The following is a 25,890-nucleotide window of genomic DNA, read 5'->3' as shown; positions in this document are numbered from 1 at the left end:
GCATTCGGGCAGGTTCGTGTTCGCATTTTTAAACCTGACTAACTTTCACAGACACCATTTCTCCTAATACAGAGTCGTTGATGATATCCAAATGTGAACCACCACCCGGACTAAAAGATACCAAGCCCAAGCCGGGGTCAATAAACATCTGGGCAACCATATTAAGCCTGGCATTAAGGACAGCCAGGATTGCCGGGTCAAGTTCTGACTGCTGTGCCACAATTAAAGCGAAGGTCAGGTTTTGCGTCAGCGCCGAGACGAGCGTATTGGCTAAGCCTGGCTGGCAGATATTAAAGGGAGAGCCGGAGACGACCTGGTCTGTCCCGGTCCGGATAGAGCCAACCGCTTTCTTGTGTTTGGTCAGCCAGTAGGCGGCGATAATGGAAGCGCCGATGCCTTCCAAACGGGTGCCGGTTGCCCGCAAGAGACTTTTAGATGCGCCCGCACCCCAGAGGTTCTTTGCCGCGGCAACGGCCTCTTTAAACCGTTTCGCCTCGACTCCGTCCACGGTCGCGAACATGAAATCGAGTTTCTGGCTCCATTTCAAAAATGCATCCCTGAGTTTTTGGCGCTGGGCATTATAAACCATGGCCTGGGTCTTGCCTTTGCGTGTGGTCGTGATGCCGGAGATGATTTCCTGGTAACCGACTGAAGACGGGTCGGCGATTTTATCCGCGAAGGTCTGCTCGGTCGGGACGGCAAGTTTGCGCTTGGCATCTACCTGGGGAGCGACCAGCCCGAGCACTTGCGCCCATTGGTCGGACGACCTCAAAGGCGCCTCAAACAGGGGAAACCCCAGTTTGATGTGGAACTTTATTATGTCCGGTGTCATATCTCAAACTCCTTTCCCCGATTATATCGGGACTAAAATACTAAGAATCATCTTGCACATTGTCATTTACTTTTGATAATTCTTTTCCACGAAATCGGCAATGGCATCGACCAGGCGTTCTACGGCTTCCGTCATCTCTCCGCCTAATGTTCCTGTAGACACGCCGCCTTCGGCAGTGCCTTTGGCAATAAGCGTCCCATCCTGGCTGGAAAACGTCACTTCAACAATAATTTTACCTTTCCCTACCCCATAAACGCCCAGCAGACATCTGGCAGTTTTGCTTCCGGGATTAAATTCAAGCACCCGCCCTTCAAGGATTAGCTTTTCGCCTGTTTTAGAAACGAAAAAACCTTTCTCCAAGAAACAGGCTTGGAGCCTGTGGGAAAGCCCGGCAGTAAATTTCTGTGTGCCTGCTTGTTCTTCCGGCGACAAGTTGTTGAAATCAGCAATATCAATCTGTAATTCCTTAATCTCGATTTGACTAAAATTGTTAAACGGTTTTGAAGGGGCTTCAAGAACGGTAAAGTATTTCGAATTACAACCCATTAGCCCCATGCCCATGAGTAAGATAAGACAAGCCAATCCCGATACCTTCGGTCGGGACGTTTTATTTTTCATCATATCTCCTTATTTATTCGTGGCATATTTCAAATCATCATTCGTGGTATCATAGTAACTGATATGAATTTTGTCGTTAGAATCCCTGGCGATACTGCAAGCAAAACCGACATCAACGGCAGAATCCAAAGTTTTGCAGACCCAGGAACCCGATGCATTAGTCGCATATTTAAGGTCATAATTAGTATTATCATAATAAGCAATGTGTATCTTATTATTAGAATCAACCGCAATGGAGGTGCTATAACCAACCCAGCCGGTAGAATCCAGGGTAGCAAGCACCCAAGCCCCTGAAACATTAGTGGCATATTTCAGGTCTTTGTTAGTTAAATCTTCATAACTAATGTGAACCTTATTATTAGAATCCAATTTAATGGAGTTAGAATAACCGATATCAGCCACCGAAGAATCCAAGGTCGTATAAATCCAACTGCCCCCTCCGGCATTGGTGGCATATTTAAGGCTGGTATCCAGTCCATCATAATATTCATAACTGATGTAAACTTTATTATTGGAATCCAGCGCAATGGAAGTATCTGAATCGTTATAGGCAGAATCCAAGGTAGATATGGCCCATGAGTCGGAGGCATTAGTAGCGTATTTCAAATTATCGCTAAGGTCAACATAACTGATATGGACTTTGTTATTCTTGTCAACGGCAATGGAAGTATGCATACCAACGGCACCGTTAGAATCCAATGTGCTATAAACCCACGAACCTGAGACATTCGTTACATATATTAAGTCACGGTTAGTATAGTCAAAACAACTGATGTGAATCTTGTTATTGGAATCCAGTGCAATAGAGTTATATTGGCCAACCACACCGGGGATAATTATGGTTGTGACAACTACGGGACCGGAAGCATCGGTGATATATATAAGGTTACCGTTCGTGTCGTCATAGCAACAGACATGAACCTTATTATTGGAATCTATGGTAATGGAAGTATTACCAAGAGTCCAATCGGTAGAAACTACTGTGGTATAGGCCCATGAACCTACTTGTGATGGAGGAGGAGGTGCGCTGCTTCCGCTGGAGGTATCTCCACCACCGCCCGATTTGTTGCACATCCCGCCGTAACCAAGCGAAGTGATCGCTAACAGCAAAACAAATAATAGCCTTTTCACGATAAAGCCCCTCCTGCTTATTTTTGTTTGGGTGGAAGTTGAAAATTTACAGATTCTATACTTAAGTTAAACCAGGCTCCGTCTGCAATATCAATTATCACCCCAAGAATACCGCCAATAAGAGCATTTCCAACAAACCAGCCGTTAAAAACTTTTCCGATATGCTGGGTATCCGGGTCATACCCGTCTTTTGTTGCCGTGCATGTGTAGGACCGTCCCTTTGCCAATTTCGCGGTAAAAGGGGTGGTACCGGTTGTTCCACCCGGCTCAATGACGACCTTTGCACCAGCAGGGTTAGAATTAAAATTAACCTGTTGTGAGGTTCCTGTTATGATAGAAGCGCATCCCATTGCCAAAAGCGGGATTAATCCTATTGTTAAGACAATCATCCATTTTATCTGGTTCATCGTTTTATTCCTCCCTTTTTATTTATTCATTATATATACAACTTCTCTACTGCTTTCGTTAAGTCTTCATCGAAGACATCCGCGTAAACCTGCGTGGTCTTGATGCTTGCATGGCCCAACTGTTTCTGGACAAGCCGCAGGTTATATCCACTCGCCCGGTATAAATGGCTGGCATAGGTGTGTCGCAAGTGATGAAAAGAATGTCCAATAATGCCAGCCGTTTTCGCCATCCGTTCAAATACCCGCTGAATTGTGCGTCTGCTTATCTGTTTATTGTTCTTACCCGCCTGAACCCCGATGCTTCCTGCCTCGCCGGCAGGCGGGTCGGGGGGCAGGTCTGACTTGAACAGGGGGTCGTCTGTCCCTGATTCCTCACCTTTTGCCTCCTTATATTTTAAATAGTTCATAATAGATTCCTTCAGTTCCCCATTAAACCGGACTAATCTCATCTTACCGCCTTTGCCGTTACGGACAGTCAGGGAAGACATTTGTGTCCCGATAGAAATATCCCCGCATTTCAGGTCAGCAACCTCCTTTACCCTTAAACCAGCCAGAAGTCCCAGGTTAATAATCACTCTTTCCCTTTCTGTTCTACCCCGCTCCGCTTCGCTCTGCGGGACGATAGGGAGTCCCTGCCCGGCGGGCAGGGCGCAAACTCTCTTTAACCGCCTTATTTCTTCGTCAGTCAGGAACTTTCGCCCGTTTAACACCCATTGTCCCACTTCGTGCTGAACGCCCTCAGTGTGCATACTCAAGCCTCCTTTTTCCCATCATCATAGCAAGTTTACAACGTCATGAAAAGGGGCTTGAGGCACGGATGTCACCTTTCGGTAGAAAGGCGACAGGGTATCGGATATGGCAATAAGATTTAACAGCTTATATGATAGGTAATTAGAAAAAATGCACCACAAATACACAAAGGTCACAAAGAAGAAAACAAGAGATTACGCCTTCGTGCTCTTTGTGCCTTTGTGGTGAATGTAACCCATTAGATAATAATGAATTAGGTATGTTAAAGGAGGTGATAACCAAATAAAAAGCCTGTCGCCTTTCTACCGAAAGGTGACAGGCTTAAAAACTGTTATACCTGTAACCGACTATAAACGATAGTTATGGATTTGTCAAGATTTTATTTAGATAATTTGGAAATAAACTGCTGGGCAAGGTTAAAAGCATCCTGAACCGCACCTGTTCCCCAGAGAAGTCCCCGGTAGTAGCCCGCAATATGCAATTCATCATAGAGTTTATCAAAGTCACGGAAGAGTTTACCATTGTGGATACCACCATATTTACGGAGTGTTTTCTGATAAGCCTCCATGGAACGGGGCAATTCTTTTTTTGTCAGCCCCTGCTTCAAGAGATATGCATTGATGGCTTCAAGAACGGCTAAATACGCCGTGCCGCAAGCTTCCCTGACCGGTTTGATATCGGTATAGACCCGTCCTTCCCGCGGGGCTTTCCGCAGGATGCCCCTGGCATTATTAAGATACCTAATTGCTTCCCCGCTTGGGGCGGGACTCCGCTGTCGCTGCGCTTTCATAGTGGTATCTTACAAAATTATTAAATGTTTGTCAATGATTATTTTATACTTTTGCTTACAGTAATTCCAGCCGCCCCGTATTACATTTCAAATCTATATCTTCCTAACAACAAGAAATATATTATGCTGTCTTAGTAAATCGACAAGACGTTTTAGTTTACCTTTTTTATGATGCTCGTCAAACTTCCGTCTTGAAACTACAATTCCTATGACAGCAGAATGCCCTCCTAAAGAAGCAATAAGACATTGCCCGACTACAGTTTGAATATGCCCGGTAATATTATCTTTAGCGTATTTAAGTTGTATCGCTATGGTTTGCTCACTTTTTGGCAATCTTATTACGATATCAGAAGTATTATGACAGCCTTTAATTATAACGTCTTGCCAAGGCTTAGTAGCAGTCCATCTATCTTTTTCTGGTTTTGTTTCCCCATGAGTAATAATTATGTCATTTAGCTTTTTGTTGTCATTTAAATTAAGTTCTGCTTTAATGATTCTCCTGAAAATACTATAAACTTCTTTCTCCAAATCAGACTCATATTTATAGTTACCCCTGAACCGCCTCTTTTTATCTCTTATAGCAGACGCTAACCTCTTCGCCAAAGCGATTGTTTTCATTTTAATCGGGAATTTCGGGACACATCCCAGTGCCCCGCTATTGCGGGATTTCACTTCGCCTACCTTTAGGTGCCGATATAACTCCTTTATTGCAAAGGTATTGGGGTGCCAATTTTTACCCTTCGGCTACGCTCAGGATTTCACTTTTCAGGCGGTAATGTTGCCGAAGATGAATATTTTAAAAGGAATTTCTCGGCAACATTTCTAACCATAACATCCTCATCAGATAACTGTATATCAGTTAAAACCTGTTGTATATTATCCTGGATTCTCGTATCAATTTGATTTTGGTAATAATCATTTGTGACTTTAGAGCGATGAAATGTTAGCAGGAAAGGATTTCTTCCAAGACTCCAGATTGGGGGGGCATCATAAAGAAGAGTTACTCCTTCATCCTCGGCAATAGAAACCAAACGGCTATACCATTTAGAATAAATTAGCTTGTCCGCGTCAATATTCGTAGAAATCTTTAGCGCGTGTAAAAGATTTATTTTAACAACAGGGTCGTTATCTTGTTTTAGAGCTTCTATTAATGATGGAGTAACAATGGGGTTTTCTTTTATATCACCCAATATTAATCCAGCAAGAGCTTTTATGTGAGGGTGAGAATCATTTTTTAAAATGGCAATTAATTTATTCGTTGCTACCGAATCTTTTGCAGAAGCAATGATGTCTAATATAGCCAACTTCTTTTCTATTTCCTTTCGAGTATAATCGCCAAACCAATATTGATTAGATTTCTCTCTCTCAATAATTATTTTCCTGATTTCTTCTATTTTCTTGTCTATTTCTAATATCTGATGATCCGTTTCGACAGAAAAGCTTGAGCAAGATGATAGTGATATAGAAAATAAAACCATTATGGAAAACAACCTATAGCAAGCTGTTTTCACAGTTCCTCTATATGCAATCCTCATCATTTTATTCTTCAGAACATTTCAGAACATCCGCATATTGATTATAACTATTTCCCAGAAGGTTCTTATAAATGTCATATTCTGCTTGCGCTTCTTCTTGTTGTTCTGGAGTTAACTCATCCCACCCGTTAGCCTCCGGCGCCGGCATAAATTTTGGTTCCGGGTTAGCGGTTATAGTATAGGTCGTTCCATCTTCGTATTTTCCATTTTTCTTCTTAACGTCAACTGTTACCGTAAAACCCCAATGAATATATCCAATTACTCCAGGCGGGTCTTTGCAGATAATCCAAGTCTTAAATTCGTATTTTGCCCTAACGCTCGTCCCTTCAGTTATTTCTTTCGTTTCACCGTTTTCGCCTTTTAGCGTTACTTTAAAATCCCATGGATTGATTAATTGAGGCCAATCTACCATTACAGAGTTCCCGTTCACTAAAGCAGACCGATTAAATTGAGGATAAGGAGCTGCTTATTTTATAATTTCTTCAGCTTGTTCATTAGTCAAAGCACCTTGTTTTATTAATTCGTTAGCCGCCTCTTTTAGTTGTTCCGTTGGTGTTGATTCTATCTTCCAATCATGCGTTGCTTGAACAGTTGTTCCGTCAATCATGGTTTCGACTTCTTCCCAATTATTGTTATTAGTTTGTTTAATATGTGTTGTCATTTTAAGCATTTGGACGAATCCCCATTCTTTACATTCACAATGACATCCTTCGTTACCGTGCGGTATAATTTGTATCACAACAGGTTTTCCATAACCCCATAACTCTAAAGCTTTACTGTATTTCATGACTCCTATTTCGTTTTCAGGGTCTAGTTTTTCTTCAAAAAACTGTATAGACAAACAACAGTTATATTTAAAAGTATTGGTGGGTTTTAAATCTGTAGATGTTTTACTTTTATCATTACCAGTTAGAATTGTTAAATTATTTGCATCTCGTTTTATTATCCATGGCGGTGCAGGAGGTGGTAGTGGAGTTGTCCATTCCCATTGAGCAGGAGATAAAATGGTGTTAAGAAATCGCTCTACATAGGTACGCAATAATTTTAATTGTTCGACTCCTTCTTCAATCCCTTTAGCTATTAATGCGGCTATTTGTTCCTCAATTTTATTACGCAAGGCTTGAAGCTGGTTAATTGCGGCAAGAATATCTCCTTTTAACAAAGCATCATACGCGCAGTTAAAATTCGCAAGAAATGATGTATAAATACCTTTGTTTTTAATTAGGCCTGCCTGATAATACTGGTTAAGTAATCCTTTCATTTCGCCAATAGTAGGAATATAAGCAAGGGTTGAGGCAATTGCTACATTAGAGAATTCACTATTCCCTGCTTGATTAAATGCTTTAATACGATAGGTGTAAAGTGTGTAGTCTGACAAATAAGCATTAGGATAAGTCGTAATATTTGCGTTAACCGTAGCGATTTGTTCATAAACACTTTCCCAACCAGCGTAGCGTTCAATAATAAATCCATCCTCATTATCCGAATTATCCTGCCAAGCAAGGTTAATCTGCGATGAGGAAACCGCTGTGGCGATTAGGTTACTCGGCGCGGCGGGAACAACAACTCCACCGCTGACCGTTAACGTGTCGTCAACCGGCACAAACCCGATGATGATATCATTCCAATCGGCAGTTATCCACCTGCCATCGACAAATACGGCGAATTTGAAGTCCCCGTTTGACATCGGATAAACATTCTTGAATGTCCATGTGACATTGTCTCCGCTCCACTCGCTAATGTAACCGGCATGCTGCCAGGGAACATTGGCTCCCAAATCCACGAATTTGTATCCGGTTTGATAGGCAAGCGGCACCTGATTCCAGCGGAATACCGGATTCGGCAACGGAGCATTGTAATTATATGTAAACGGGGTGTTTGTATATGTAAAATCGCTGGAAGGGAAAAACGGGGAAACGCCGTTTATCTCGTAATTGTTTAGCGTGAAATTATCATTTACCGCTAAAAGCGGCCTGATATATGAAAAGGTCAGCGTCGTCAACTTTATGCTGAAATCAAAGACTGTTTTCGCCTGCGCATTTGCCGGTAATATGATTTCCACTTCCACCCCGTCCAGATTGGCTTTAAGTGGCGATGCTTTGGTTACCTTGATATTTTCCGGTGATTTGTCAACGAAAACGCTATTGACGATATCAAACGCCGCAGGGATAAAATCAGAACGGGAGGATGATTGCGCTTTAGCCGTAAGCCTTTCTTTGAGGTTTATTGAAGACCCGCTGATTGTGTCATCATCGGCAAAGATTCCGTTTTTGCCGCCTAATCCCAGCAGCACCAAAACTAATAAGGCAATCGCGCTTAATCTCAACAGATTGTTCATACACCCTCCTTTTCGATTTGATAGCGATAAATAGCCCGCTAAAATCAGGTGATTACTCAAAGATGCTTAAATCTATTTTGTGTCCGGGCGAATAAATTAATTGTTTTGATTATAGCATTAGTTAATCTAATTGTCAAGCAAAAATATTTATTTGAGTAAAATATTTTTGCCCCGCGAAGACCAGAGCCGCCGTATTTAATAAACCGGCATCCTTCCTAACTTCACAGGAACAACCTTCTAATCCAGGGGACACCTACCGCCCCCAAATTACAAGCAGGTTTGATTATACTCAATCAAACGAATCTGTCAATCTTTTTTTCTAACCACAGATTTACACGGATTAAAGATAAACACGAATAAAACCGAATAGAACGAATCACTCGAATAATTCGTCTCATTCGGTATGATTCGTGCTATTCGCCCCCTTCGGGCTTCGTCGTGAGCTCAGCCGAACGGGACTCCCTACCCCCATACGGCCGAAGGTCCCGATTATTCGGGGTGTCCCCGAAGCGCAGCGGAGCGGGGTTAATCGGGGTCCCTCAGAGCGGGGTGTTCTATCTTACCACGAGTGAACTATTGCCTGCGGTTTGCAGGCTGCTTGGCAGGGTAAAGGGGGTCTGCCTGCGGTGGGTTTGCATGGTGCGCATGAATATTTGAGCTTTTTTCTGTGGTCGTCGGTAACCATAGCCACGGGCAAATCCCTAAAGGGATCGCTTTCGTCCGTGCCGGTAATAAACACCTTTGCCGGGCATGCCTTGACGCAATCGCCGCAGCCGTTGCATTTATCCGTATCTATGGTGATGAAAAATTCACCGGAACCGTCTTTGTAACCGTAATTTGCCAGCATACTTCAGTTAATATGTTTATAAGTTTGGAAGTTGATAAGAATCTCTTTTCTTATGCCCTTATCAACTCTATTAACGTATCACCTTATATATTCTTACTTGCTCTTCTCCACCAGGGCTTTGGCAAAGAGAGCCCCACCGATTGCGCCGGCCAGCTGTGGGTCATACTGTGACGGCCTGTCAAGGGCTTTTATTTTAAGCTCGCCTTCGATTCTCCGGACTACGCCGACGTTCTTGGCGATGCCTCCGGTAATAACGAAGTCTTTTTCCACTCCGACCTTTTCCAGAAGCGTAAATACACGGTGAGCCATGGCAGAGGAATATGCCGCCAGCACTTTTTCCTTGGGCCAACCCTGGCGCAAAAGCCCGATTGCCTCTGACTTGGCAAACACCACGCAGGTGGAAGAAACAGGTTCGGGTTCTTTATCCACTTTGAACGACCATTCCCCCATTTCTTCGATTGGGACAGAAAGTAAATCCGCAAAGACTTCCATTCCGCGCCCGGTTCCGGCGGCGCATTTATCATTCATCAGGAATGCGGTGACCTTGCCTTTTTCATCGCATTTAATGGCTTTGCAATCCTGGCCGCCCATATCGAGAACCGTTTTAACGGTCGGACCCCAGATATGATTAGCGCCGCGCGCATGGCAGGCGATTTCCGTAATGGCTTTCTTGGCAAACGGAACGTTAACACGGCCATAACCTGTTCCGACAACATACTGGACATTATCGAGGGTCATTCCTGTGCCTTCCATTGCCCATTCCATAGTTTTGCGGGCTGATTGTGGGCTATCCGCTCCGGTGCGCATCAGGCTATAGGCATAAAGCTCACCATCTATCATGATGGCTGTTTTGGACGAAACCGAACCGACATCGACTCCGGCAGTTACGATTTTCGCTTTCTTCCAATCCTTGGCATCATCATGCCAGTTATATTCTTTCCATCTCCAGAATTCTTTGGTTTTGGTTGCCGTAGCCGTTTGCTGTTGTGCCATATGATTCATCTCCTATATTTTATTTAAGCATCAGAAAACAAAAATAAACGTTTAGTCGATATTTGTCAAATAAAATCGTGGACTTTGTCCAAAATTATCATCAGACCGGCATACGGGCCGTCATGCGCAGGAAAGGTTTAAGCCCCATCATTTCAGCCAGCTGGCGGCAGTTTTCATAATAATTTGCCGCCTTGTCTTTTTCCCCTGAAACGGAAAGCGCCTGGACGTAAAGGAACATGGCTTCCGGCTGGAGCCGTTTAAGACCGAGCTCCTGGGTTATATTTAAAGCCTTGGTAGTAATTTTAGTGACTTCCTGGATGGCTTGTTCAAGCTCACGCGCCACGGCATTGTCCTTTTTCTTTTTACCAAGGTAATTGATAATTTCCAAATAATAACGGGCGTAGGCAAAATAATAATGTATCTGCGATTCTTTATTATAAATATACGGCAGTAAAGCTTCCGCCTCTTTCAATAATTTATACGCGTCCCGGAAAAAGATATCCCCATCCTGATTATTAAGCGTTGTCTTTGGATGAGAATCCACATTAGAAACGCCTTCCTGGACATTGAGCAAAGCAAGTGAGGTGATAGCTTCCAAAGTTTGCGTCTTCAGGTTTAAGGCCTTTGCCATTTTCAAGGCGGTCTGGACATATTCTTTTGCCTTGTTAAAAAGTGTTGCTTTTGACGTCCCGGGTAAACCGCCCATAAGGGCGAAATACACCAGCATCCTTCCCATGGTATTAAGCGAGGTAATAATTTCCATCTTGGCTTTGACCTGGCTGACAATCTGTTCCGCCTCGGCAACCAACGGAGCGGCTTCGCCGTAATCGCCGCGTTCAAAGAAAAGCGTGGCGATATTGAGAAGCGCAATCACCAGTTCGGTTTTTTCAGACAACTGCCTTTTTAAGGGAAGGCTTTCCAAATGAGTTTTAAGGGCACGTCCGTATTCACCCTGGTCATGGTAAAGATTACCGATAGAAGTAAGCGCAACGGTTTCCTCACGCCTGGCATTGATTTCACGGCTTAAATTAAGGCTCTGGTTAAAATATTCGTGCGCCTTCTGGTAATCTCCTTTATCGTGATAAATCGCGCCGATATTAAGAAGCGCCACAGCCATTCCGCGACGGCTTCCAATCATCTGGGAAGTGGTCAGCGATTTTTGGTAATAATCAAGGGCCGATTGGTAATTACCCTGGTCACGGCGGATATTGCCAATATTTATGTATGAAGCAGCGATACCGTAACGGTTATTAATTTCCTCCATAACGCCCAAAGCCGATTCATAAGCGGACATGGCCGAATCATATTCCCCCTGATACCAGTAAACCAAGCCGATATTATTCAAGCTGTTTGCCAGCTCTTTTTTAATCTGGCTTAACTGCTGCGGTGAGATGGATGGCTCGGTCATCGCCTGGGTAAACGACGCCTTAACCCTTTCGGCTAATTTAGAAGCTCCCCCATACAACCCCTTGCCGATAAGCGAAAGCGCCACGAGATTGAGCGATTTCCCCAAAAGATAATTATTTTGCCCGTGAAAGGCAATCTCAGCGGCTTCGCCGGCATAACGGAATGACGCTTCGTAATCAGATTGCTTTTCGTGAACTTCGGCGATACCCAAAAGTCCTTTGACACGCCAAGACCAGTGCGGAGGCTCAACCCTGAGTTTTTCATAACGCTCAACAGCTTCATTATACCGTGAAAGATAGTAGTAAATTTCCGCTTCTTTCTCTATCAGCCTTACTTTAGTCGCAGGATCATCCTTAATTTCCGCTTTATCAACCAATTCCTGCGCCTTGCGGTAAACCCATAAAGATTCATCCAACATATAACGGTTATTTTCATAGTCTCCGTATTTTTCATAAAACTCTATGGCGGTTTTCAATTCGTTTGATTCTTCCGCATGATAACTACCCAGCTTGAGATAAAGTTCTTCGCTGAGTTCATTGCTATTACGCTTATTCTGCAGGAAATCAAAGACAATATGATGGTAATTAATCCTGTCGCGCTTCAGGAGCATACGGTAACAGACGTCGCGGATAAGTTCATGGCGGAAACTATATTCGGAATCGTTCCGGTACAAGCTTTCGGTATCACGGACGATAAATCCTTTTGATTCCAGCTGATGCAGAGTTTCGCGCACAGTCTGCTGAAGACATTGTTCTAATCCTTTTTCCCAGAAAATCCTCCCGAAAACTGAAGCAACTTTAATGGTTTTTTTCTCCGCATCAGAAAGCCGGTCAACACGGCTTTCGATGATTTGCCAGACGTTTTCCGGTAAAGACATCACCCCGCTTTCACCACCCGTATCAAAAGCAGCTTCCTCAATCAACCCCCTCAAAAGCTCTTCAAGAAACAGTGGATTTCCACCGGTTTTTATCCATAACTCATCTACAAAGCGCGTAGAAATCTTCGCGTTTTTTATAAGGGAATCAATAAATTGCTTGGTCAGGTCCTTGGAAAAAGGCGTAAGTTCCACTAATTTCCAGCGTGATTCGGAAACGGTCCTGATATTTTCCCTGACATGATTTATATAATCAGTTATATTTTCCTGCATGCGAACCGTAGCGATCACCATCACGGCACAGTTCGATGCGGCATCATTTAAGTATTTAAGGAAATCCTTGGTTCCGATATCGCCCCACTGTAAATCTTCTATGGTAATAATCAACGAACTGACATCCTGAGAGACGCGTTCCAAAAGCCTTTTCAGGATATTAAACGCCGAGGTGCGGGCGGCATCCGGGGTAAGTTCTTCAAGCGGTGATTCCGGGTATTTCATCCCCAGGAAAAACCCCAGGAAATGATGCGCCAGCGGGCTATCCGGAAGCAGTCGGGCAACCTCTTTTACCAAGCGTTTCTGCGCATCCGCTAAAGACAAATTTGTCAGGTCAAGATAATGGCGGATGATTCCAGATAAAGGGTCATAAGGCAATTGCGCATGAGGTAAACAGCGTTCCGTAAAAATCTTAAATTCATATGGCGCATTTTTAATAAATCCGTTGAACTCCTCCAGAAGACGGCTTTTACCAACGCCGGCTTCTCCGGTCAATAAAACCAAAGACGGCTTCTTATCCGCAATGGTTTTTTCTATTGACTGCTGCAACGCCTCAAGTTGTTCCTTGCGCCCAACAAACGGAATAGCCGCAGGCAATTTAACTTCCTCAAGGTCGATGACTTCATATGCCTGGACAAACTGTTCCTTTCCCTTTAATTTAAGAGAAGCAATCTGATTCAGACGATACCCTTGTTTAAGGCGCCGTTTAGTTGATTGTGAAATGATAATCGAGTTAATTGAAGCGGCGGTTTGCAGGCGCTGTGCCACATTAACGGTATCTCCCCATACGGTCGAGTCGCCACCAGCTACACTGCCCCATAAGATTTCACCGCTGTTAATGCCGACCCTGATTGATAAATCGTGGCCGTAACTTAATGATACCTTCTTCAGTTCGCTACGCATTTGAATAGCCGCATGAACCGCCTGGTCAGGGTCTGATTCCGAAGCATGAGGAATCCCAAATACGCCGATTAAAGCATCGCCGATTAGCCTGTCAACATAACCACCTTTTTCCTTTATGACTTTTTCAAATTGGGAAAAAATAAGGTCAAGCAAAGCGTGGACCTCTTCCGGATCCATGGTTTCAGCCAAAGAAGTATATCCGACTAAATCGGCAAAAATAATTGTCGCCAGACGGCGTTCAGATTCACTTGCGGCAACGGATATTGACTTATCAAATTCCATGCCCACCATCGTTTCACGGACATTCACCTTAGTACCGCATTCAATACAAAACTTTGCCTGTTCGGGATTTTCCGTCTGGCACTTGGGACATTTCATAAGGCGTATTTTAGCTAATCATCGCCTAAATGTAAAGAGTTTTTAAATAGCGCCAAAGAAATGGCAAGAAAATGAGGATAGGCTATTCTGATTTTAAGCGTGTTCTCAAGTTAAGCTTTTTAACACCAGATTCTAAAACGATATCGCGCACTTCCAAAACAACACCCAATTGCGCTTTAGAATCACAAACGATGCTGACCGATTTATCCTGAACCGCGGCTTTCCGTAACTCATAGCGCAGAGACGCCATATTAACAGGTTTGCTTTGGATATAAATTTGGTTAACGGCGGTTATGGTAATTTCCAACTCCGAAAATTTAACCGGCGCGACCTGTTTTAAAGAGGGCAAATCAACTTTAATCCCCCATTGGGTGACAAAAGGGGAAGTGAGCATGAAGAAAAGAATCAGCGTAAAAATAATATCAACAAGAGGCGCCAAATCCAGAAGCATTTCACCGGGAAGTGATTTCTTGCCGCTTACCTCACGCCAACTGTGCAGGTCGGAAGTTGCTAATTTATATGCCATTAAAACCTGACAAAAGACTTTTTAGTTTTATTCTTCTTCAGGAGGAACCGGAGGCTGTTTCTCCGAACCGCCGCCCGGATTAGGCTGGAGCCATTTCTGCAATTCAATCAACGCCCGGTCAAGGCCTTCTTTCTGTGCATCCAGCATATTCGCCAGGACATTGCCGACGGTGCGTAAATCCTTGGAAAGCTGGATAATCTGGTCTTCGTTTGCCAGCTTTGCGGTATCCAACTGGGTTTTAATCGAATTAAATAATTTGGATAATTCAGCTGTTTTATCTTCGATATTTTTATTCAGTTCTTGTTTAAGTTTATACAACTCTTCCTGGAGAGCGGCCAGTTTCTGAAGGCTTTCATTGTCCAGCCTGCCTTCGACCCTTTTAACATCATCACTCGATGTTTTTTTAGCGGCATCGATTTTTCCGTCTGTTTGGGTTGCTATTTCGCTTTTTGCTTTTGAAATTTCATCCATCAGTTTTGAGTTGGTCGCCCAGCAACCGCTTATCATAACACCAGCCGCTAATATCACCAACAGCATCAATGCCTTTCTCATATTTCTCTCCTTATCAACAATTAATTTATCATCAAACTTTAGGCTTATAGTATATTTCAATATAAACGCCGTCAAGAATTATTTGATTGTTTCAAGCGGTTTTACACACCGGAACCCGATATGGCCAAAACGGTCATGTATCATCATGGAAGTCTTTTTATAAAGCGGAGTCAGTAATTCTATAAAGCTAAAGCCTTTAAGCAGTTTCTTAAGATTGTTTTTGGGATCGGTATCCGCTATCCATTCGGAAACATTACCCTCCATGTCAAAACAACCGCAATAGCTTTTATCTTCCTTAAACATTCCGACTTCCGCAATCACTCCTCTATCTTCCTGTTTTGAAGAACGGGCAATATTCACGTTATTTTTCTTTTTATCGTCTCCCCACGGATATATACGACCGTCCATACCGCGGGCGGCCTTTTCCCATTCTGCTTCGGTGGGAAGCCGTTTATTCGCCCACTGTGCGTAAGCATAAGCATCGTACCAATCAATACCCACCACCGGATATTTACTTTCATTAGGAGGGAATTTCCCGTCTGCCCATCCTTGGGGAGTATGGTCTTTGGGACTGCTATTAACCTGCTTAGGCTCATCCGGATGGCATTTAATGTGGGGATTATTTTGCTTAATCGCATCTAAAAACCTCTTGTAATCCTCATTGGTCACTTCGTATCTATCTATAAAGAAAGGCGGTTGGAATACTTTTTTCTTTTCCTCTCCCATTAAAAACTCACCGCCATCTACGAATTGCATATTATCGGGAGCTTTTATAACCATTGAAATTTCTTCCCTACGGCGGCGGATAGTTTCATCATCGCCTCCGACTCTCGCATAATCATTCAAAGCCTTTTCATACCACTCCAGAGATTTCAAATATATTTGTTTTTCCTCATAGTCACGCCCCTGGTTATAACAATAATCACTTAATTTCTTTTTCGTATCTTTAACGCCGTTTTTGGCATCATCTTTATAATCCAAAACCTTACTGGCTTCATTATATATTTTTAACGCCTGCTCGAACTCTTCCCAGGAACTGCCTCCCATAAACTTATCGGCTTCGGCAATAAGCGATTTAAAACGGTCTAATTTCTGTTTCTCCCCGTTAGCTCTTTCTAACTGCTTTTCCGCCTCAACCTTATCATTACCCGCATCTGCATATCCTTTTGCTTCCTCAAAAGCCATGATTGCATTATCCCAATCATATTCAAGCAGTAATTTTTTACCGGAAGCGATAAAACTCTCATAATTTTTCTTTCTTTCCTTTTTCGTTTCATCCGCTTCTATTTTTTCCTTTTCACTTGATACCTGTTGGATAATGATATTAATCTCTTTAACCAGTTCAGGCGGGATGGTTTTATCCTGCGCTACTATGCTGTAAGCTTCGGCTATTTTACTGGATGCTTTTTTCAAGTTCTCCGAAGTCTTTTGCGCCATTAAAGCGCTTACTTCCTGCATCAACCTTTGGATTTTTACAATATTAGAATCGCCGGAAGCAGTTTGGTCGTCCGGCGGCTGTACCGGTTGCGTCGGATTTATTGTTTGCAGGGTAAATTTATCGGAAATCTCCTGTTCCACCCTTTTTATTTCAGGATAAGCGTCATCTATAAGCCTGGCTTTTACGACATATTCTCTGGCTTTCGTAAAATTATTCGCATCCAATTCTTTTCTTGCCGCATCCAAGTTTATCTTAATCTGCCTTTCATTTTCAACCTTGGCGGCATCCGTATTCTGGGATACATTAGCCGCGTTAAACGCCGCACTGTATTCGGTAATTAACTGGTCAAGCTCATCTTTATTAACGTCTTTTATTCCGGAAAGCTTCAATATCAAATCGCTTGCCGCGCTGAATTGTTTAAGTTTAAGGGCGGTCCTGACCTGGTTTGCAAGCCCGGCGATATCCACCTGCTCAACAGGCAGCGGCTGCGCTACGTTTGAATTATTATTCACGTTGCTCTGGGGACCTACGGCCGGATTAGGCGCAGGCGGTATTACTTTCCTGTTATTCTGCGTATAAAAATAAATTCCTGCGGCCGCGATTAAAACCATGGCAAGCGCCACTAACCGGCCAATATTTCTCTTACCGGCAGGACGGGAAATCATAGTCGCTCCGGTTGCTGACATGAATGAACTGGCATGCGTAGGCTTACGTGACTGGCGCACTGCTTCTAAATCTTCCAGCAGTTCATTCGGGCTTTGATAACGGTTCCCCGGGTCTTTCTGGATGCACTTAAGGATAACCGCTTCCAAATCAGGCGGAATATTCTGGTTAAACTGGCTCGGCATTACGGCCGTATCGTAAATATGATGCCGGATAAGACTCATGGCAGTTTCGCTTTCAAAAGGAATCCGGCCGGTTGCCATTTCATAAAGGACAATTCCCAATGAATAAATATCAGACCTGATATCCGCGGCTTTGCCAAGACCCTGCTCCGGAGAAATATATTTCGGGGTGCCGATAACCGTACCGGCTAAAGTTGCATCCTTATCCTCCCCTCCCTGAGATTTAGCCAGCCCGAAATCCATTACTTTAACATGGGATTCCTTTATATCGTAATCAAGAAGTGCAGAGCTTTCCGCTTCCCGTGAAACCTTGGTCTGGCAAATAACAGAGCTGGAAAAAGAAATCATAATATTGGACGGCTTGATATCGCGGTGTATTATTTTAGCCGGGCTTTCCCAGGCGGATTTTAGTGCTTTGGCTACGGACATCCCGATATAAATTACGTCATCAGCCGGAAATTGCTTGCCACGGTCGATGAATTTCTGTAGAGGCATGCCCTGGACATATTCCATGGCAAAGAAATGGGACCCCTCGTATTCGCCTGCGCCGTATACCTGGATGATGTGCTCATCAACCATTTTTGCCAGAGACATCGCCTCGCGCTTGAAACGCTTGACGAAATCGGCATCCTGGGTCATTTCTTTCTTGAGGATTTTTATGGCAACAGGCCGCTCCAGCGAAACCTGTTTGCCCAGATACACCTCACCCCAGGCGCCTTTTCCAAGCAAGTTTTCTTGTTCAAAACAGAAATCACCGATGGTCGGCATATATTGATTTAAGATTGTCGTTAATAAAATTCACTATACCATTGACCTATTTTTTAGTCAAGTTTAAAATCAGATGCGGTTAAGCCAGTGGACAACCGTGCTGATTCTCTGGACAATCCCTTTTAAAAGGCCCATAATTTCCTGGTAAATCAACCTTGCTTCGGATGTACATACCCCATTGCTTATGCGTTCGTTATGTTCACGCGAAAATTTATCTATGGAATCCGCTAAAGAAGCGCCGGTTTCGATGATATATTTAACCAGGGTAGGGTTCCCTGTTATGGCAACATCGCCCAAGCACCGCAATAGGTATTTGACGTTCCCAATAAGATATTCTATTTCCTGCATGGCTTTCTCGCTGAACGCAATCTTTTTATCAATTTTATTAAACACCTGTTCAATCAGGCATTTGATGCCTTCATAAATTTCTTTAATCTGGGTCTGTATAATGGCCGCAGATTCCTTATTTTCGGAGTCGCCCGCCCATTTTTCAAGGTAACTTTCCAGGTTACCCAATTGATTATTGGCCAGTTCGGCAATCGGCGCTTTACCGGTGTTCAATGCTTCAACAACATGACGCAAAACCTCTTCGATATGAGAACAAATTTGTTTTAATTCCTCCCGTAAAACCGGATGGGTTAATTCATGCATCTACCACCTCCATAGCCTCGTTAAAATATCGTAATAATCAACATGGAAAAACCGCCCAACACTATTACGGTCAGGCAAATAAGGAATATATTCTTCAATACGCTTTTGGCAAGTATTCTCGGATTTTCTTCTGTAGTTATCATGCTTAAAATAAACGAGATATGGAACACTAGGAATAAAAAGAGAAAAATATGGGTAAATAATCTGGCTAACATCATATTTCAAGTAATTCTCGCTCTGCGTCTTTAGCCAATTCAGGCTTGCATGCTTCAGGAAGAACAGCCTGTTGCGGAGACTGTATAAAAACACTTAAAGCGATTACCGTATTAAGTACGCCTGCCACGCATAAATAAAGATGTCCGAAATCAAAATACTGGTCCGGAATAATTCCACGCGGCGACTCTCCCAGGAATGATACGGAGGCAAGCCACATAAAACCGCTTCCGAACCTTCCCAGGTAATAATAGGGGTTATCCAGGAATCTCACGTCCCGGAAATCAGCGAGTATTATGCCGGCAACTGCCAGAAAAATAACTGAACAAAGCAAAAACAACGCCTTGCATTTTTTCCCCAGTATAAAATAACCGCTTCCGGGAGCCAGCCAGCAGGCGATTGCAGCCAAAATAACCTTTAGATTAAAATTCATAATCTTTATCTTGTATTTTTCAAGAATATGGCTATATTATACAGTTTTGACTAAAAGTCAAATAAAAGCATGCTTAACTGAACTATTATACTATTATTATGATGCATTCTGGAACCGAAACGGACCTCAAAGGCAAAGATAAAATCGCCCTGGTCGGTAACCCGAATGTGGGCAAAAGCGTCATCTTCGGCTTGCTCACCGGTCAATACGTCACCGTCTCCAATTATCCCGGCACTACGGTTGAAGTAACCAATGGAATTATCCGACATGATAAAACAAACGCCGTTTTAATAGATACCCCGGGCATTAATAACCTTATCCCCCAATCGGAAGACGAACGCGTTACCCGCGATATTCTACTGGAAGGCGTCAATTATACCGTCCAGGTGGGCGACGCCAAAAACCTGCGCCGGACTCTTTTCATCACCCTTCAGATTGCGGAGATGGGACTGCCTTATTGCCTCGTTTTAAATATGATGGACGAAGCCAAAAGCCTGGGAATTGAAATCGATATCCAATCGCTCAGTAAAATCATTTCGGCTCCGGTAATTCCGACCGTGGCAATCGAACGGCAGGGGATTTCCAGCCTCTTTAAAATTATCCAGCAAAGACAAGCCCTGAACGAAAGCGCATCGCGTTACGCCTTCGTTTATGACCCGTTAATAGAAGCCGCCATCAACCGGCTCATCAGCTTATTCCCGGATTCCAATATCAGCCGCCGGTTTTTAGCATTAATGTTCCTCTCCGGCGATGACAGTATTATCGAACACCTGTGCAGCGCATTCAGCCCTGAACAAATCCGTGAGATGGAAAATATACGGGATGAAACCGCCCGCCATTTCGGCCAGCCGTTAAGTTACATTATTAATCAGGCACGGCTTAAACGGATAGAAGAAATTGTAACTGAGGTTGAAAAGCATGAGATAAAACAAAAGCTGACTTTCGCAACCTCCCTCGGAAAACTGATGATGCACCCCTTCTGGGGCATTTTCATGCTATTGTTTGTCCTGTGGCTTATTTACGAAATAGTCGGCGTGTTCGGCGCCGGCACCATGGTAAACTTCCTGGAGAAAAACGTATTCGGTGAATATGTTAATCCGGCGGTGATTTGGCTGTTTGAAAAGATAATACCTGCCGCGCTCATCCGTGATTTCTTCACCGGCAACTTCGGTCTGATTACCATGGCGATTTCTTACAGCTTTGCCATCATCCTGCCGATTGTCGGGACGTTCTTCCTGGTCTTCAGCCTGCTGGAAGATTCCGGCTATCTCCCACGCCTGGCAATAATGGTCAACCGGCTGTTCCATCTTGTCGGATTAAACGGCAAAGCCATCCTGCCCATGGTCCTCGGCTTGGGATGCGGCACCATGGCAACCATGACAACCAGAATCCTGCCCACTAAAAAGGAGCGTCTTATCGCGACCATTCTCCTGGCCGTCGGCGTTCCCTGCTCGGCGCAATTAGGCGTCATCATGGCTTTACTGGGCGGCATCTCCTGGCAGGCAATGCTCTGGTGGTTCGCCGTTGTCATCATCGTTATGGGAATTGTCGGCTACCTTGCCGGACGAGTATTAAAAGGGACCGGCTCTGATTTTATCATGGAAATCCCCCCCATCCGGCGGCCGGCAGTAATGAATATCTTGACCAAAACATTTGCGCGTGTAAAATGGTATCTTAAAGAGGTTGTCCCGATTTTTATATTGGGCACCGCGGCTTTATGGTGCCTAGATAAAATCGGGCTGCTTACGGTAATTGAGGATTTTACCAGCCCGGTGATAAAAGGAATGCTGGGGCTGCCGGTTGAAGCAACCCGTTCATTCCTTATCGGGTTTTTCCGCAGGGATTACGGCGCGGCGGGGTTATTTGATTTGCATAGACAAGGATTATTGACCCCGCACCAGATTATCGTCGCCGCGATTACGATTACGCTGTTTATCCCCTGCTTCGCCCAGTTTTTGATGATGCTGAAGGAACACGGCTGGAAAACGGCGCTGGCTATCGTCGCGTTCGTTTTCCCGCTGGCAATCCTGACGGGAAGCCTGGTTAACCTGATTCTTAATATATTAGGGGTGTAATAATGAAGAAACGAAAAGAAGAAATACTGGAAATGGCATGGACAAACATTGAAAAAGGCAGGTTCACCCGGGCGGACATAGAAAAATGCACGGATGAACGCATTTCCGCCGACGCCCTGGAAGAACTCATCAGGGAAAACTATCTCGCCGAAACTAAGGATGAAATCAAGCTGACGCCCGCGGGTGAGCGCGAAGCGCGCCGGATTATCCGCGCCCACCGCCTGAGCGAACGGCTCTTTACGGACGTCCTGGATTTGCCTCTGCCTTCAATCGAACCCAATGCCTGCGCGTTCGAGCACTTCCTTAACCCGGATGTCGTGGATTCCATCTGCACGCTATTGGGGCATCCCAAGGAATGCCCGCATGGACGCCAGATTCCTCCGGGACCCTGTTGCGCGAAAGCCCGTCATGAAGTAAAATCCATCGTCATCCCGTTATCGGAAATAAAAAGCGGCTCTGAAGCCAAAGTGGCTTATATCGCGACCAAACACCACCAGCGCCTGGACCAGCTTACCGCGCTCGGACTTATCCCCGGAGCCGTTATCCGCGTCCACCAGACCAAACCGGCTTACGTCGTTAAAATAGGCGAAACGGATATCGCCCTGGACACGGAGGTAATTGAAGATATCTATGTCAGGGCGACGAATCAAAAAACCTGTTCCTGAAAATTACTATGCTTAACCTGATACGCAATATCGGAATCATCGCCCATATCGACGCGGGCAAAACCACCTTTACGGAAAACGTGCTTTTCTATACCGGCAAGGAGCACCAAATGGGCACGGTTGACGAAGGCACCGCCACCATGGACTGGATGGAGGAAGAGCAGAAACGCGGCATCACCATCACCAGCGCCGCCACCACCTGCTACTGGGAAGCCAATGATACAAGCGGAACCAAACAAAAACACCGAATCAATATCATAGATACCCCCGGCCACGTGGATTTCACCGTGGAGGTCCAGCGCTCGCTCCGTGTCCTTGACGGCGCAGTCGTCGTCTTCTGCGGGGTGGGCGGGGTGGAGGCGCAGTCGGAAACCGTCTGGCACCAGGCGGATTTATACCGCGTCCCGCGCCTGGCGTTTATCAATAAGCTCGACCGCGTCGGCTCCGACCTCTTCTCTGTGATTAAGCAGATAGAAACAAGGCTTAAAGCCGCGCCCCTTCTTATGCAACTGCCCATCGGTAAAGAAGACACATTGCAGGGCGTGGTTGATTTAATCAAACAGAAGGCTTTCATCTTTGACAAGGAATCCGACAGCGCGGATAATTACGAAATAACCGATATCCCTCCGGAAATGCTTCAAGAAGCTAAACAGCAGCGCGCCAAGCTCATCGAACGGCTGGCGGATAAAGTGGAGTGGCTGGTGGATTCTTTCCTCAAGGGTGAGGAAATCCCGGAAGAAAAACTTTATCAGGCCGTGCGCGAAGCCACCCTTGCCTATAAGCTCGTCCCGGTATTCTGCGGCTCGGCGGTCAAGCACGTCGGCATCCAGCCGGTCCTGGACGCGGTCTGCCTGTACCTGCCCTCTCCGCTGGATATCCCGCCGGCAGAAGGGCACGACCCGGAGAAAAATAAGACCGTGACAAGGAAGCCCGACCCGGAAGACCAGTTCTCCGCGCTGGCATTTAAAACCGCCACTGACCGCCACGGCGAACTTACATATATTCGTATCTATTCCGGCAAACTCGCCGAAGGCACCGCGGTCTATAATCCCAGGACGGATAAACAGGAACGCATCAATAAAATATTCATCATGCATTCCAACCTGCGCAACCAGGTCAAGGAAGCACAGGCAGGCGATATCGTCGCGGTCATCGGGTTGAGAAACACCTTCACCGGCGATACCATCTGCATCAAGAAATACCCGATAGTCTACGAAAAGATGGAGTTCCCGGAAACGGTCGTCTCCATGGCAATCGAGCCCAAGCTCTCCGCGGACCGCGATAAGCTTATGGAAGTCATCACCAAGATAGCCAAGGACGACCCGACCTTCCAGTATAAAGCGGATGACGAAACCGGACAGCTCATCGTCTCCGGCATGGGCGAACTGCACCTGGAAATTATCAAGAACCGGATGATGAGCGAATTCAACCTGCCCGCGAACGTGGGCGAGCCGAGGGTTGCCTACAAGGAAGCCATTATGGAACCGGTCGAAGCAGAAGGCGTTTTCGAAAGGAAAATCGGGGAAAAGCCACACTTCGGACACGTCGTTATCCGCCTTGAGCCGCTCTATAATGAACGCACCGCCAAAGACGCGAAACTGCACCCATTCGTGGAAAACCGTTTATTCCCTAACACCATCCCCAAGCAATATATCCAGCCGATACAGGATACATTACTAAGCAACACCCTTTCCGGCAGTTGCGCCGGTTATCCGATGATATACCTGAAGATTATATTGGTCAACGGCTCATTCCGCCCGAACGAATCAACCGAGACCGCCTATAATGCCGCGGCGAATATTGCATTCAGGAACGCCCTGGAAAAGACACCTTGCGTGATACTTGAACCGATTATGAAGTTTGAGATTGTCACGCCGGAAGAATATCTGGGGGACGTGATAAACGAACTCAACCGCCGCGGAGGCGAGATAGAAAGCGTGGAACTGGTGCACAATACCAAGACCATCAAAGGAACAATTCCGATAGCCCAGACATTCGGTTATGCGACAACCCTGCGTTCCTTGACCCAGGGCAGAGGCTCTTATTCTCTTGAACCCCACGACTACAGAGTGGTCACCAAAAAACCGGGAGGTTAACGAATGAAAAAACTAATAGTCTTAGCTCTTCTATTAAGTATGCTTATTGCCTATGTTTGGATAACAAAGATAAACCCACAGTCTTCACATAAAACATATAAAAAAAAGAAAATAGAATATTTAATACTAAAGGGAATCAAAACAATAACGAAACTAACACATACATTTTTGCTATGTGAAGGAGGTGTGCTTGAGAAAAGTGTCTTTCCGACTAAAGAGATTCGACGGTATGATAAAAATGGAAATGAACTTGAATATACTAGTGGATATGAAAATAAGGTGCAGTATTGCTTTCGGTATACATATGACGATATGGACAATCTGATTGAAGAAGAAAAACATTATGACAATGTATTAACGGATCGATATACGAATAGCTATGATGACAATGGAAATAGAATCGAAAGTATTGATTATGATCTAAAGAGCAAAAAAGAATGCAAAAGTGTTTATAAGTATGATGTCAAAAATAATGCGATTGAATGCGAAGAATACAGGAATGGCGAATTGAAATTCCGGACGCTTTATAATTATGACGACAGGGGGAATGAGATTGAGAGTATTACATATAATATTAACATGTACATCTGTGAGCTAAAAGGGAAGTCTTTTTCAAAGTATGATAATCATGACAGACTGATTGAAAGAATCCGTTATAGCGAAGATGGTGGGATGGTGAGCAAACTTATCTACAAATATAATGAGAATGGCAAAGAGACTGAATATGCTAAATACGATGGCGAGGGACAATTAAAAGATAAATGGCTTACTGATTATGATGATAAAGGTAATCGAATAAAAGTCGTTCACTATGGTAATGGCGACAAGGTCTTGGAGCAAGTACTTTCAAAGTATGATACTAATGGGAACAATATTGAGCAGGCTGGCTACAACGCTGAAAATAAATTGGAAAGGAAATATATTATTGAATATGATAATAAGGGCAATAAAACTATAGAAACTGAGTATAAGGAAGAGGAAATTTCAAGGAAAATTCAGCTGGTTCCAACAGAACAAACCATCTACGAATACGAGTTCTATCCTGAAGAAAACAAATAAAACGGGAATTAAATTACTAAGAATCCACTCCCATTAGTGCTAAGCCCCTCTCTCCCTATTTAACCGGTTTTAAGTGCCTTTTAGGCGGTTTTAAACCCGTTTAACTCATTTCCCGCCAGAGGCGGGTCTGCCTCAGGCATGATAAGGGCTTTCCAGCTCATCCGTTGGGCTCAACGAGTCGTCCAGGGGCACGCCGAATCGTCCGGAGGTGCCGAAAAAGCGCTGAAACTGCGCTATCTGGTATCAATATTTCCATCTCTTATAGCTGGATAGATTCTCATCTCATCCCTTATTCTTCCATATAAGTTCAAGATTAAGAATTCTAATGATACCGGAACGTATTAGACTAATCCCGGCAACAGGGCAGATTTGGGAAGCTTATAAATCTCGCACCCTACCAGACAGATAAAAACACCCCCCTCTACCCATCCCCCCTATACCCCCAGGGGTATCCCTCTCCGGGGTATACCGAGAACGAAAAGGGAGTATATAG

The 25,890-nt window shown here is 44.5% G+C and carries 22 protein-coding genes; 4 read left to right on the top strand and 18 right to left on the bottom strand.

Annotation, left to right across the window (positions count from 1 at the left end):
• Nucleotides 1–28 precede the first annotated feature (28 nt).
• The 18 genes from HY811_12285 to HY811_12200 all read right to left on the bottom strand — a co-directional run bounded on the left by HY811_12285 (nucleotide 29) and on the right by HY811_12200 (nucleotide 19,502).
• Nucleotides 29–832: a hypothetical protein gene (locus HY811_12285; GenBank protein ID MBI4835582.1), complete on the bottom strand. Its 804-nt coding sequence runs from the start codon at nucleotides 830–832 to the stop codon at nucleotides 29–31.
• Nucleotides 833–898: 66 nt separating this feature from the next.
• Complete coding sequence (locus HY811_12280; GenBank protein ID MBI4835581.1) at nucleotides 899–1,453, bottom strand: DUF4410 domain-containing protein; 555 nt, start codon at nucleotides 1,451–1,453, stop codon at nucleotides 899–901.
• A gap of 6 nt (nucleotides 1,454–1,459) precedes the next feature.
• Nucleotides 1,460–2,560, bottom strand: coding sequence for a hypothetical protein (locus HY811_12275; GenBank protein MBI4835580.1), 1,101 nt, complete (start codon nucleotides 2,558–2,560; stop codon nucleotides 1,460–1,462).
• A 38-nt stretch (nucleotides 2,561–2,598) separates the two neighbouring features.
• A complete protein-coding gene (locus HY811_12270; protein ID MBI4835579.1) occupies nucleotides 2,599–2,988 on the bottom strand; it encodes a PEGA domain-containing protein in 390 nt (129 codons plus the stop codon).
• 29 nt (nucleotides 2,989–3,017) lie between these two features.
• Complete coding sequence (locus HY811_12265) at nucleotides 3,018–3,737, bottom strand: tyrosine-type recombinase/integrase (protein MBI4835578.1); 720 nt, start codon at nucleotides 3,735–3,737, stop codon at nucleotides 3,018–3,020.
• 380 nt (nucleotides 3,738–4,117) lie between these two features.
• Nucleotides 4,118–4,528 carry a DUF5618 family protein gene (locus HY811_12260; GenBank protein MBI4835577.1) on the bottom strand — a complete coding sequence of 137 codons (411 nt, stop codon included), beginning with the start codon at nucleotides 4,526–4,528 and terminating at the stop codon, nucleotides 4,118–4,120.
• A gap of 93 nt (nucleotides 4,529–4,621) precedes the next feature.
• Nucleotides 4,622–5,146, bottom strand: coding sequence for a hypothetical protein (locus HY811_12255; protein ID MBI4835576.1), 525 nt, complete (start codon nucleotides 5,144–5,146; stop codon nucleotides 4,622–4,624).
• A gap of 140 nt (nucleotides 5,147–5,286) precedes the next feature.
• A complete protein-coding gene (locus HY811_12250; GenBank protein ID MBI4835575.1) occupies nucleotides 5,287–6,039 on the bottom strand; it encodes a HEAT repeat domain-containing protein in 753 nt (250 codons plus the stop codon).
• Nucleotides 6,040–6,067: 28 nt separating this feature from the next.
• The gene (locus HY811_12245) at nucleotides 6,068–6,475 is read right to left on the bottom strand and encodes a hypothetical protein (GenBank protein MBI4835574.1); all 408 of its coding nucleotides are present in this window, start codon (nucleotides 6,473–6,475) and stop codon (nucleotides 6,068–6,070) included.
• A gap of 54 nt (nucleotides 6,476–6,529) precedes the next feature.
• Nucleotides 6,530–8,401 (bottom strand): fibronectin type III domain-containing protein, encoded by a 1,872-nt coding sequence (locus HY811_12240; protein MBI4835573.1) that lies wholly within the window; start codon nucleotides 8,399–8,401, stop codon nucleotides 6,530–6,532.
• A 559-nt stretch (nucleotides 8,402–8,960) separates the two neighbouring features.
• Nucleotides 8,961–9,248, bottom strand: a complete 288-nt coding sequence (locus HY811_12235) for a 4Fe-4S binding protein (protein ID MBI4835572.1) — start codon at nucleotides 9,246–9,248, stop codon at nucleotides 8,961–8,963.
• Between the two features lie 93 nt (nucleotides 9,249–9,341).
• The gene (gene bzdQ, locus HY811_12230; protein MBI4835571.1) at nucleotides 9,342–10,250 is read right to left on the bottom strand and encodes a benzoyl-CoA reductase, bzd-type, subunit Q; all 909 of its coding nucleotides are present in this window, start codon (nucleotides 10,248–10,250) and stop codon (nucleotides 9,342–9,344) included.
• Nucleotides 10,251–10,341: 91 nt separating this feature from the next.
• Complete coding sequence (locus HY811_12225) at nucleotides 10,342–14,076, bottom strand: tetratricopeptide repeat protein (protein ID MBI4835570.1); 3,735 nt, start codon at nucleotides 14,074–14,076, stop codon at nucleotides 10,342–10,344.
• An 82-nt stretch (nucleotides 14,077–14,158) separates the two neighbouring features.
• Nucleotides 14,159–14,602 (bottom strand): biopolymer transporter ExbD, encoded by a 444-nt coding sequence (locus tag HY811_12220; GenBank protein ID MBI4835569.1) that lies wholly within the window; start codon nucleotides 14,600–14,602, stop codon nucleotides 14,159–14,161.
• Between the two features lie 27 nt (nucleotides 14,603–14,629).
• Entirely contained in the window at nucleotides 14,630–15,154 is a 525-nt protein-coding gene (locus HY811_12215; GenBank protein MBI4835568.1) for a hypothetical protein, read from the bottom strand.
• A gap of 78 nt (nucleotides 15,155–15,232) precedes the next feature.
• Complete coding sequence (locus HY811_12210) at nucleotides 15,233–18,205, bottom strand: SUMF1/EgtB/PvdO family nonheme iron enzyme (protein MBI4835567.1); 2,973 nt, start codon at nucleotides 18,203–18,205, stop codon at nucleotides 15,233–15,235.
• Nucleotides 18,206–18,274: 69 nt separating this feature from the next.
• Nucleotides 18,275–18,856 carry a hypothetical protein gene (locus HY811_12205; GenBank protein MBI4835566.1) on the bottom strand — a complete coding sequence of 194 codons (582 nt, stop codon included), beginning with the start codon at nucleotides 18,854–18,856 and terminating at the stop codon, nucleotides 18,275–18,277.
• Between the two features lie 214 nt (nucleotides 18,857–19,070).
• Nucleotides 19,071–19,502 carry a hypothetical protein gene (locus HY811_12200; protein MBI4835565.1) on the bottom strand — a complete coding sequence of 144 codons (432 nt, stop codon included), beginning with the start codon at nucleotides 19,500–19,502 and terminating at the stop codon, nucleotides 19,071–19,073.
• A gap of 98 nt (nucleotides 19,503–19,600) precedes the next feature.
• Here HY811_12200 and feoB point away from each other — a divergent pair, with 98 nt between their 5' ends.
• Genes feoB through HY811_12180 form a run of 4 tightly spaced genes read left to right on the top strand, consistent with a single transcriptional unit; the run spans nucleotide 19,601 to nucleotide 25,397 of the window.
• Nucleotides 19,601–21,577: a ferrous iron transport protein B gene (gene feoB / locus HY811_12195; protein MBI4835564.1), complete on the top strand. Its 1,977-nt coding sequence runs from the start codon at nucleotides 19,601–19,603 to the stop codon at nucleotides 21,575–21,577.
• A 2-nt stretch (nucleotides 21,578–21,579) separates the two neighbouring features.
• Nucleotides 21,580–22,242, top strand: a complete 663-nt coding sequence (locus tag HY811_12190; protein MBI4835563.1) for a metal-dependent transcriptional regulator — start codon at nucleotides 21,580–21,582, stop codon at nucleotides 22,240–22,242.
• A gap of 8 nt (nucleotides 22,243–22,250) precedes the next feature.
• Nucleotides 22,251–24,338 (top strand): elongation factor G, encoded by a 2,088-nt coding sequence (gene fusA / locus HY811_12185; protein ID MBI4835562.1) that lies wholly within the window; start codon nucleotides 22,251–22,253, stop codon nucleotides 24,336–24,338.
• 3 nt (nucleotides 24,339–24,341) lie between these two features.
• Nucleotides 24,342–25,397, top strand: a complete 1,056-nt coding sequence (locus HY811_12180) for a hypothetical protein (protein ID MBI4835561.1) — start codon at nucleotides 24,342–24,344, stop codon at nucleotides 25,395–25,397.
• Nucleotides 25,398–25,890: the final 493 nt, after the last annotated feature.

The sequence above is a fragment of the Planctomycetota bacterium genome (assembly GCA_016207825.1).
Lineage (GTDB): Bacteria > Planctomycetota > MHYJ01 > JACQXL01 > JACQZI01 > JACQZI01.
Note: the sequence above shows the minus strand (reverse complement) of the source record. Positions and strands in the feature narration are given on the sequence as shown.